This window comes from Actinomadura harenae (assembly GCF_003696215.1).
GTDB classification, from domain to species: Bacteria; Actinomycetota; Actinomycetes; order Streptosporangiales; family Streptosporangiaceae; genus Spirillospora; species Spirillospora harenae.
This window is the reverse complement of the sequence record NZ_RFFG01000061.1, coordinates 39,186-48,612: the sequence shown is the minus strand read 5'-3', so window position 1 is coordinate 48,612 and position 9,427 is coordinate 39,186. Positions and strand designations below refer to the sequence as shown.

Here is a 9,427-nt window from a genome sequence, read left to right as displayed (position 1 = left end):
TCCCTGATAAGGATGAGGCCCCAGGTTCAAGTCCTGGTACGCCCACCAGCCAAAACCCGCCGGATCACCGGCGGGTTTTCGCGTTGAGTGGGGGAATAGTGGAGATCATTTCCCCAATGTCACCCGGCCTTCGCGATTTCCGCCACTGAACCCTTCAGATGCGCGGCCGCCTGGTGCTCGCGCAGCAGCCGGTCCAACAGCGGGACGGCCGACCGTGGGCTGATCGCCGCCCGCGCGCTCAGCGACTCCTCCCAGCGCCGCTGAAGCCCGGTCAGGATGGCCTGGCGCATGTCGTCGGACGCGTGCGAGTAGACCCCGCGGATACCGCCCATCGTGTGCCCGAGACGCTCGAACTGCGCGATCTCCGGAATGTGGTCTTCGAGCATCCACGTCTTGTGGCTGTGCCGAAGACCGTGCGGGGTCAGGCCAGGTTCGACGGGCAGCCAGGCGGCCTCGGCGCGCCCGGCGCTGTTCCGGCCCACGACCGGGGCGCCGGGCCAGCTGCTCTCCTCATAGGAGACGTACACCGGGGCCCGCTCACCGTCGCGCACCGGCCGCATCCCCTCAACCGCGGGGGTGAACTGGCGGCGGTAGTAGTTGGAGCGCCGGTGGTGCCCGGAGCCGGGACCGAGGAAGGTGTACTCGCGCGGCCGGTCGTCGTGCGGCTCGTCGCAGGCGCAGAAGTTCTTGTCGATGGCCGCGATCTGGTCGGCGATCAGGTCGACCAGGAACGGCGGCAGCTGGATGTCGCGCCGGCCGTCCCCCTTGGGCGGCCGCCGGTAGAAGTGCCCGCGGACCTCCACGAGCTGCCACTCGACCCGGATGAGCCCGTGGAGCTTGGCCCGCGCGTAGCGCTTCTCCAGGCCGATCGCCTCCCCCAAGCGCATCCCCGTGTAGGCGATCGTGAGCGGGAACAGGAAATCCTCGTCGCGTCCGCCGAGGACGCCACACCGTTCGGCGACCAGCAGCGCTCCCAGCGGGGTCGTCCACACCTCTTCCTCGGAGGAGGTCGGCGCGTTGTCAGACCGCTTACCCCGTTTCCGCTTGTGGTCGCAGGGGTTCTTGCGCGCATAGCCGTTGTCCACCGCGTCTTCCATGAGGGTGTACATCCGCGCGTGTGCGGTGGCGATCGAGGACGGCTTGTAGCCCTCGGCGCGCAGCTTCTTCGTCCACCCGGCGATGTTGATCGGCTTGATCGACCCGGTCCCCCAGCCCACCCAGTGGGGCAGGATCATGCTGTCGAGCGTCGACCGGTAGTTCGACATGGTGGTCTCGGCCAAGTCCTGCGCCTCGTACCACTCCTCGGCCCAGGTCTCGAAGGGAGTGCCGAGGAGCTTCGGGTCAGCCCAGTCGCCGCCCTTCATCTTCTCTTCCTCGGCGTTCCCCCAGGACTCCGCAGCCCGCTTGGTGCGGAATCCGGGCTCGCTGCCGGTCGTTCCGTCCGGCTTCGTGTAGCGCGCCCTCCATTTGCCCTGCTTGCCGTATCGCTCTGCCCATGCCATGGGCACCTCCAGGGGGTTAGGCGTCGTTGTCGGGGTCGTCGTCGCTGCTCGGGTCAGGATCGGGATCGGGAGCCGGATCGGTGCGGGGGGCGTCGGCCGGTTCGGGCTCGGCCTGGGCGTCCGGCGGGGCGGGCGCGCCCGTGTCGGGCGCCGGTGCGGGGTCAGGTGCGGGAGCGGGTTGGTCGAGGATCGGGCCGTCGGTGGGCGGGGTCGCGGCGGGCGCCGGGGCCTGGTCGTTGGTCGGCGGCTGCTTCGCCGGGTCTGGGGAGGTCGGTGCAGGGCTCGGGTCTACGGGCGGGGACGTCGGCGGCGCGGGCGGGGTGGAGTGCGGCGGGCTGGTGGGTGTCGTCGGCGTGGTGCTCGGGGGGATCGGATCGGGGGTCGGCGTCGTGGGGGTCGGGCTCGGCGTCGGCATGGTCGGGACGGGCGTCGGCGGCGTCGGCTTGGCGAGGGGATCCGTCGGTCCGGGCGGCGTGGGGGGTGGCCCCGTCTCGTCTGAGGCGTGGTCGCGAGCCGTCGGAGCGTCCGGGCGCTGCGGGATCTGCAGGCGGAGCGGTTGTTCCTGGTTGAGCTGGCCGACTTCCGTCGTGGTGTTGGCCGAGGAAACGGCTTGGGGTGGGACGGCGGTATGCCACCACGCCAGGTCCTGTGCGACGTAGGGGCCGGTGATGACGGCGGCGGCCGTCGCGAGCGGCGCGGCCGTGGACGCGAACACGGTCGTCGGTGTCGCCAGGGCCGGACCGGTCATGGACAGGTCCCGCCCCCACCGCATCATCAGCAGGAGCGGCAGCAGGACGATGCTCCACAACTTCCGGCCCGGGTTGTGGTCGATCCAGGCGCGGCGCAGCTTCCGGACGACCACGCGCGTTTCGGTGCCGAGCCACTGCCCGACCACCAGGCGCGTCGTGTCCGCGCGGTCGAGCACGTATCCGGCGAGCGGGCGCGGCAGCGCGGCAGGTGCGATCGGGCCGACGTTCGTCGGCGGCTGGGTGCGGGCGGCCGTGACCGCCGTCAGGTAGCCGTAGATCTCCTCGGCGGTGGTCGTGTCGGCGTCGCCGCCGACCGTGACCAGGACGCGCTGCCCATCGTCGAGCGGCACCCACCCCGTTCGCCAGGGCTCGCCGCCGGAGAGCAGAGTCTCCAGCTCGGGAGGCACGTACGGTTCGAGGTTCTCTTCAAGCTCTGCGATGCGGCGCCGCAAGCGCGCTTCTCGTTCTGCGGCCTCCCTTGCCTCGCTGCTGCCGTCGTGCTGGTAGGGATCGCGCATCCCCGTGTCCCCTATGCGTCGCCGCCCCCGGTCCCGCTGTTTTGGGGATCAAGCCCGCTCGCGCAGGCTGATCAGTTGTGCGCGTGGCCGCGTCAGCGGCCGGACGGGTACTGCCCGCTCGCGCGCGCAGCACGATGCTGCGGCGCTTGCCGGAGTAGCCGCTTCTCCTTCTCCATCCTGCGCAGCTCAACGCGCAGGATGGCGTACTCCCGTTCGTCCTCTGGCACGCCTTCGAAATTCCAGATGTGCTGGTAGAAGGGGTCGCCGCCAACGAAGTCGGGGTAGTCGGTGACGCTGCTGTCGGGGCCCGATCCGGTGACCGGGCGCAGGACGGTCAGGGTGGGCTGGCCGCCTTGGAGGATCTGCTCGACGCTGCCGTGGTCCCACAGCAGGACGTTCTCCAGGGCGATGACCACGCGTCTTCCTGGCCGGAGTGTGCCGTTCTCGATCTTGGAGAGCATCGAGATCGACGGGCCGCCGGCCTCTTGTACGTCAGCCTGGTTCATGTCCATGTCGCGGCGACGGCGGTGTACCGCTTCGCCCAGGCGGGCGTAGTCGGCGGGTGAGTAAGGGTGCTCGTCCATGGGTCCTGTCCTCAGGTGGGCGGGCCACGTCTCGGCGAGGCGCTCCCCCGGACTGTAGCTCTGAAAACGGACTTTGGCGAGTCTTCACGTGCTTTAGTGAGCAACTGATCTTTGAATCTGGAGAATCACCGATCGTTACTTGTAAAAATCGGTGATGGCTCGTTACAGTCCCTGATCATGACGCACTTGCACACCAGCGGTGAGCCTCCGCGTCTCTACAAAGCGGCCGAGGCCGCCACGATCACCGGACTCACCGCGCATTGGCTGACCTCCCATGCCCGCGCCAAGCAGATCCCGCACTGGCGCTTCGGCAAGCTCATCCGCTTCAGCAGGGCCCACCTGGACGAGATCGTTCAGCAGGCCCACCAGCCCGTGACCGTCGGCGGCGCGAAGTGACCGCCCGGACGGCCTCGACGGACTCGGCCTGCAGCCGCTGCGGAGCGCCCCAGCTCTACACCGCAGCTGAGGCTGGCGTTCGTCTCAAGGTCGCCGCCTCGTGGCTGGAGAAGCGCGCCGCTGCCGGGCTGATCCCCGCGACCTACGTCGGCAGGTACCTACGGTTCTCGGACGCCGACATCCGCGAGATCGCGGAGGCCGGCGCCACCCGTCCCGTCAGCGAACACAGGCGACGGTCAACATCGCGGAGCGCCCGGTGACGGACCTCCCGATCTTCAAACCGGGCGTGTACGACCTGGACGCTGAGGTCTATCACGCCGATCCGGTGGCCGGCGGGTCGCTGTCGTCGTCCGGCGCGCGGCGGCTGCTGGCGACCTGCCCGGCGCGATTCCGGTACGAGCTGGACCACCCGCGGGCCTCAACGGCCTCGATGGACCTGGGGACGGCCGCGCACCGCCTGGTCCTCGGCGTTGGGCCCGAGCTGGTCGAGGTCGAGGCGAAGGACTGGCGGACCAAGGCGGCGCAGGACGAGCGCGACGAGGCGCGGGCTCGGGGCGCCGTCCCGCTGTTGTCGAAGGACTTTGCGGCCGTTCACGCGATGGCGGACGCGCTGCGCAGGCATGAGCTGGCGTCGGCGCTGCTCGGCGGCCCTGGCCGAGCCGAGCAGACCCTGATCTGGCGCGACGGCCCCACGGCGGTGTGGCGTCGGGCGCTGGTCGACTGGCTGGCGAGGCCCGAGCCGACGGGGCTGATGTACCTGGCCGACTACAAGACCAGCGAGTCGGCGCACCCCGCCGCGATCAGTAAGGCCATCGCGAACTACGGCTACCACGGCCAGGGCGCTTGGTACGGCGACGGGGTGATCGCCCTGGGCCTAGCCGCCGAGGTCGCGTTCTTCCTGGTGGTTCAGGAGAAGACGGAGCCGTACCTGGTGACGCCCGTGCAGCTCAACCAACTCGCCCTCGACGCGGGACGGCACGAGAACCGCAAGGCGCTGGAGCTGTACGCGCGCTGCCGAGCCACCGACACCTGGCCCGCCTACGTCGACGGGATCGAGCCCGTCGGCCTTCCCGGCTGGGCCGAGAACCGCTTTCTGCAGGAGGTCACGTCATGAAGACGGGGAACCAGCTTGACCGCGTCGCGCTGCCGACGCCGCCGTCGCCCGCCCGTGTCGGGCAGGCGACCGCCGTGGAGCAGTCCCGCGCCGTCGCCGAGGTCCATGCCTCGGTGCTGCTGGCGCGCGAGTCGCCCCGCAATATCGCCGCCGCGCAGGAGGCGATCCGGCAGGTCTGCACCAAGCCGACGTTCGCCGAGCGCGCCTTCTACTCCTTCCCGCGCGGCGACGGCACCGTCAACGGGGAGAGCATCTACCTGGCCCGCGAGTTGGCCCGCTGCTGGGGCAACATCCAGTACGGCGTCAACGAGCTGCGCCGCGACGACGTCGCCGGCGAGTCGGAGATCCTCGCCTGGGCCTGGGACGTCGAGACCAACACGCGCGCCTCGCAGACCTTCATCGTCCCCCACGCCAGGGACACCAAGAAGGGCCGCAAACCGCTCATCGACCTGCGCGACATCTACGAGAACAACGCCAACAACGGATCGCGGCGCCTGCGTGAAGCAATTTTCGCGGTGCTGCCGTCCTGGCTGATCGAGGACGCCAAGCAGACGTGCTCGCAGACCCTGGAGCAGGGCAACGGGACGTCGCTGGAGCAGCGCGTTGCCGAGGCCGTCGACGCGTTCGGCCAGCAGGGCATCACCGCCGCTCGGCTTGAGGCCAAGGTCGGTAAGCCGCGCACGAAGTGGACGGGGGCCGACATCGCCCGCCTGGAGGTCGTGTTCCGGTCGCTGTCGCGCCGCGAGACCACCATCGACGACGAGTTCCCCGTCGCCCCCGCGACCGCCGAGGAGATTCTCGCCGCCCGCAACGCCGCGCCGCCGTCCGCCCCGGATGCCGAGGCCGCCGCGCAGGCCGACGCCGTGAGCGGACGCGCGGGCTGATGACCGACTACGAGCGGAAGCTGCGCGCCGTCCTGGCCGCCCACGCGGCCACCGTCCGGCCGCGGCCTGCGCTCGACCTGATCCATCACCTGATGAAGCAGAAGCGCCGCCTCGGCTGGACCCCGGGGCGGCGCGCAGGTCAACAACTAGGGAGTCACCGACCATGACCCATCGTACGAGCGTTCAGCGCAAGCCGTTGGAGCTGGGGGCCGGGAGCCTGGTACTGGAGTGGCCGGACTACCGGCTGCGCACCTACCAGCCCGACGAGCTGGGCGAGTGGCTGATCACCGCCGACCCGATCGACTACGGCCCGCACGTCCGCGTCGACTACCGCGACGACCAGACCGGCACCGCCGGAACGTGGTTCCTGCCGGCCAGCAGGAAGGTCCGCGTCGCGCTGATCGGTCGCGAGCTGCAGCAGCAGGCCGCCGAGGTGCTGAATCTGCTGGCGAGCCGGACCTGGCTGCCGGAGGTCTCCCGCTGGGAGGTCACCGAGAACGGCCTGGAGGGACTGCTGGTCCACACCTACACCGACCAGGACGCCCAGGCCGTGGAGAAGTGGCGGGAGTACCTGGAGTCCGCCGAGACCCACAGCGCCGAGATCACACCCGGCCTGACCCGGGTGTGGGTGGCCGCGCTGGTCTGCGACGTCCCGGTGTCGGTGTCGGCCCACACCCGCACCCCCAAGACCGCGCAGCCGCCCACCCCGAGCGACCCGCCTCCGTCCGCCATCGAGTGCCGGAACTGCGACGTTCCGCTGACGCTGTCCTCCCCGAACGGGAGGTGGCTGCACGTCACCAGCCACCAGGAGGAGTGCGCGCCCGGTGCCGACCCGGCCCGCTACGCCCAGCCGATGATGCAACGCCTCCCGGACGGCTCGGCCCAGCCGCCGGCCGACTCCGCGCTGCTGGAGCGCGTCCACGACGGCCTGGTCCAGCTCGACGCCGGGGAGGTCGAGCGTGCCTGACATCTCCGACGAGCCCGTTGGCGAGCTGATCGCTCGGCTGCGCGCCGACCTGGACGCCGCCCGCGCCAAGGCCACCATCACCATCCGGCAGCGCAACGCGTTCAAGGCCGAGCGGGATCAGCTCCGCGCGCAGCTGGACGCCCGCGGGGTCTGGGTGGTGCCGCGGGTCGAGTACGACCCGGACCAGCTCGGCGCGCCGACCGCGTACTGGGGCATGGTCCGGCGCGAGGCCGGAACGGGCACCCCCGAGCACGCCCGCGTGTACGCCGCGCGGCTGCTGGCCGCCGCCGACCACGCCGAGCGCCTCAACGAGGTCCGCGACGTTGAACTGGCCGCCGGACGGCTGTGCCTGCGCTGCCAGCACGCGCCGGTCCACCATGAGGGCGAGGCCGGCCCGACCGGGCGCGGCTGCTGGAAGTGCCTGATCGCCTGCTTCCAGGACGGCGACGCCGAATGCGCGCTGTGCCGTCCGGCCCCGCGGGAGGCCGTCGATGCCCGCTGACCTGACCAGCGTCCCGTGGCCGCTGTGGCTCGCGCTCGCCTGCTCCGTCTGCGCCGTCCTGCTGGTGTTCGTCATCGGCCTCGGACGCGCCGCCGGACGCCCCCGGCCCCGCCCTGATCGACCCGAGGACACCAGCGGCGGTGGGCGGTGAACAAGCCCAAGCAGCGCGGCACCGCCGCCGAAACGGCCGTCGTCCGGTACCTGCGGGGGCACGGCTGGCCGTCCGCCGAACGCCGGGCGCTGCGTGGCCGGGACGACGCAGGCGACATCACCGGAACCCCCGGCATCGCCTGGGAGGTCAAGGGCGGCGACATGGCCCGCAACGCCTCCGACAATGACATCGCCCGCTGGATGGTCGAGACCGAGGTCGAGCGCGCCAACGCGCGCGCGGCCGTCGGCGTCCTGGTCGTCCAGCGGCGCGGAGTCGGCGCGCCGAACGCGGGCCGCTGGTGGGCCGTCCTGCCCGCCAACAGCCCCCTGCTGCGCGGCGGCCCGGTCGACCACGACTGCCCCGTCCGCCTGGTGCTCGCCGACGCCGTCACGCTGGCCCGGCACGCCGGATTCGGCGACTCCGCGGAGGTACCGGCGTGAGCACGACCTGGCCCGTCGTCCAGAGCCTGCGCGGGACGTGGCTGGCCGTGTGCCGTGATCCAGCCTGCGGCGCCAACCACCTCGTCGGCATGTCCGAGTCCCTCCGCGACGTCGAGCGCGTCGCCGACCGGCACCTCAAAGACACCCACACCCCCGCCCCGAACGGAGAGCGCTCGTGACCATCCCCATCGATACCGAGACCGGCGAGATCCAGGTCCGGCCGTTCGCCGACATCCTGCGCGACCTCGGCCGCGGGTCGGTCATCGACCAGGCCGCCGTCCTGCTGCAGGACCTGGTCCGCGCCGTCCAGGAACGCGGGAAGAAGGGCACCTTCTCCCTGCGCGTCGAGATCCAGCCCATGAAGGGCGACAGCAACGCCTTGGTCGTGTCGGCCAAGGCCGAGGCCAAGCCGCCCGCGGGCGAGCCCACCAGCGCCGTCTTCTTCTCCGACGAGCACGGCAACCTCCTGCGCGAAGACCCCCGCCAGTTGAAGATCTCGCTGCGCGAGGTCACCCGCCCGACCACCCCCGACACCAAGGACCTGAAGCAGGCATGAGCATTCCCGAGAGCCGCACCGAGAACGACGCCGTCGTCGAGCAGGCGCGGCAGGCCGCCGGTCCCGCGCTGCTCGACACCCGCACGGGCGGTGAGCTGGCCGTCTTCCACACGCCTGAAGGGCTCCGCATCGTCGACCTGGACGACGAGCAGTACGCCCGCCGCGCTGACCGTCCCCGCCGCAAGCAGGGCACGACCGTCGTCCGCGACATCGCGAGCTTCGCGCAGTTCTACGCCAAGCACAGCGACGAGTCATCGGAGGTGTACGCCGACCTCGACCGGGGCGCCATCACCGCCGTCCTGGATGCCCACGAGCCCGACGAACCCCGCTGGGCCGCTCACCGCCTGGTGCTGGAGCTGACCCCGACCGAGGCGTGGGCCCGGTGGGCGTCGATCAACCGGCGGCTGATCCCGCAGGTCGAGTTCGCCGAGTTCCTCGAGGACAACCTCCTCGACATCGCCCCCGACCCGGTGCCTGCCGCGCAGATGCTGGAGATCGCGCAGACCTTCCAGGCCCGCACCCGCGTCGCGTTCTCCTCCGGAGTCGTCTCCGCCTCCGGCGACATCCGGCTGAAGTACGAGGAGACCACCGACGCCAGCGGCGGCGCGAAGGGCGACATGGCCGTCCCGCGCGTGTTCGCGCTCGCGCTCGCGCCGTTCGACGACGTCGACCCGTACCGCATCGAGGCCCGGTTCCGGCACCGCATCGAGGGCGGCAAGCTCCGCTTGATGGCGATCCTCGACCGGCCCGAGGACGTCATCCGCGACGCCGTCAAGACCGTCGTGACCAAGGTCGAGGAGGCCACCGGCGCCGCGATCATGCGCGGCCGTCCGGCGACCGCCTGACCGTGGCCCGCTGCGCCCGCTGCTACGCCCCGGCCGCCGTCGTCTTGTACGAGGGCCGGGGCCCGCACGGGTACCGCGCGATCCTCGCCTGCGAACTGGATCGGTCCAGCGCCCTGCAGTGGACCCGGGGCGCTGGCGGGACGGTCACTACCACCCTCGTCGCCTCGGCAGCAGACACCGCCGACATCTCCACACCCACCCTCTTCTGATCTGGAGTCG

Annotated in this window: 15 protein-coding genes; 12 read left to right on the top strand and 3 right to left on the bottom strand. The window is 71.3% G+C overall.

Annotated elements, in window-relative coordinates; all coding sequences use genetic code 11:
- Positions 1-119: 119 nt before the first annotated feature.
- The 3 genes from EBO15_RS28485 to EBO15_RS28475 all read right to left on the bottom strand — a co-directional run bounded on the left by EBO15_RS28485 (position 120) and on the right by EBO15_RS28475 (position 3,353).
- Entirely contained in the window at positions 120-1,502 is a 1,383-nt protein-coding gene (locus EBO15_RS28485; protein WP_122197538.1) for a tyrosine-type recombinase/integrase, read from the bottom strand.
- 16 nt (positions 1,503-1,518) lie between these two features.
- Positions 1,519-2,703 carry a hypothetical protein gene (locus tag EBO15_RS28480; RefSeq protein ID WP_122197537.1) on the bottom strand — a complete coding sequence of 395 codons (1,185 nt, stop codon included), beginning with the start codon at positions 2,701-2,703 and terminating at the stop codon, positions 1,519-1,521.
- Between the two features lie 158 nt (positions 2,704-2,861).
- The gene (locus EBO15_RS28475) at positions 2,862-3,353 is read right to left on the bottom strand and encodes a helix-turn-helix domain-containing protein (protein ID WP_122197536.1); all 492 of its coding nucleotides are present in this window, start codon (positions 3,351-3,353) and stop codon (positions 2,862-2,864) included.
- 177 nt (positions 3,354-3,530) lie between these two features.
- Between EBO15_RS28475 and EBO15_RS28470 the strand changes: the two genes are divergently transcribed.
- The 12 genes from EBO15_RS28470 (at position 3,531) to EBO15_RS28425 (ending at position 9,417) form a co-directional block, all read left to right on the top strand.
- A complete protein-coding gene (locus EBO15_RS28470; protein WP_122197535.1) occupies positions 3,531-3,749 on the top strand; it encodes a helix-turn-helix domain-containing protein in 219 nt (72 codons plus the stop codon).
- 256 nt (positions 3,750-4,005) lie between these two features.
- A complete protein-coding gene (locus tag EBO15_RS28465; protein ID WP_199744863.1) occupies positions 4,006-4,863 on the top strand; it encodes a PD-(D/E)XK nuclease-like domain-containing protein in 858 nt (285 codons plus the stop codon).
- Positions 4,860-5,747, top strand: a complete 888-nt coding sequence (locus tag EBO15_RS28460; RefSeq protein ID WP_122197534.1) for a hypothetical protein — start codon at positions 4,860-4,862, stop codon at positions 5,745-5,747. The genes EBO15_RS28465 and EBO15_RS28460 overlap by 4 nt, the downstream gene beginning before the upstream one ends.
- Positions 5,747-5,914, top strand: a complete 168-nt coding sequence (locus EBO15_RS44495) for a hypothetical protein (protein ID WP_158628372.1) — start codon at positions 5,747-5,749, stop codon at positions 5,912-5,914. Before EBO15_RS28460 ends, EBO15_RS44495 begins: the two co-directional genes overlap by 1 nt.
- Complete coding sequence (locus tag EBO15_RS28455; RefSeq protein ID WP_147481689.1) at positions 5,911-6,714, top strand: hypothetical protein; 804 nt, start codon at positions 5,911-5,913, stop codon at positions 6,712-6,714. The genes EBO15_RS44495 and EBO15_RS28455 overlap by 4 nt, the downstream gene beginning before the upstream one ends.
- On the top strand, positions 6,707-7,216 hold the full coding sequence (locus EBO15_RS28450; RefSeq protein WP_122197532.1) for a hypothetical protein: 510 nt from the start codon (positions 6,707-6,709) through the stop codon (positions 7,214-7,216). Before EBO15_RS28455 ends, EBO15_RS28450 begins: the two co-directional genes overlap by 8 nt.
- Positions 7,206-7,367, top strand: a complete 162-nt coding sequence (locus tag EBO15_RS44490) for a hypothetical protein (protein ID WP_158628371.1) — start codon at positions 7,206-7,208, stop codon at positions 7,365-7,367. The genes EBO15_RS28450 and EBO15_RS44490 overlap by 11 nt, the downstream gene beginning before the upstream one ends.
- Positions 7,364-7,807 carry a hypothetical protein gene (locus tag EBO15_RS28445; protein WP_122197531.1) on the top strand — a complete coding sequence of 148 codons (444 nt, stop codon included), beginning with the start codon at positions 7,364-7,366 and terminating at the stop codon, positions 7,805-7,807. Before EBO15_RS44490 ends, EBO15_RS28445 begins: the two co-directional genes overlap by 4 nt.
- The gene (locus EBO15_RS28440) at positions 7,804-7,986 is read left to right on the top strand and encodes a hypothetical protein (protein WP_122197530.1); all 183 of its coding nucleotides are present in this window, start codon (positions 7,804-7,806) and stop codon (positions 7,984-7,986) included. The genes EBO15_RS28445 and EBO15_RS28440 overlap by 4 nt, the downstream gene beginning before the upstream one ends.
- Positions 7,983-8,363: a hypothetical protein gene (locus EBO15_RS28435; protein WP_122197529.1), complete on the top strand. Its 381-nt coding sequence runs from the start codon at positions 7,983-7,985 to the stop codon at positions 8,361-8,363. Before EBO15_RS28440 ends, EBO15_RS28435 begins: the two co-directional genes overlap by 4 nt.
- Positions 8,360-9,208: a DUF2303 family protein gene (locus EBO15_RS28430; RefSeq protein WP_122197528.1), complete on the top strand. Its 849-nt coding sequence runs from the start codon at positions 8,360-8,362 to the stop codon at positions 9,206-9,208. The genes EBO15_RS28435 and EBO15_RS28430 overlap by 4 nt, the downstream gene beginning before the upstream one ends.
- Positions 9,209-9,210: 2 nt before the next feature.
- The gene (locus EBO15_RS28425) at positions 9,211-9,417 is read left to right on the top strand and encodes a hypothetical protein (RefSeq protein ID WP_122197527.1); all 207 of its coding nucleotides are present in this window, start codon (positions 9,211-9,213) and stop codon (positions 9,415-9,417) included.
- The last annotated feature ends 10 nt before the right edge of the window (positions 9,418-9,427 follow it).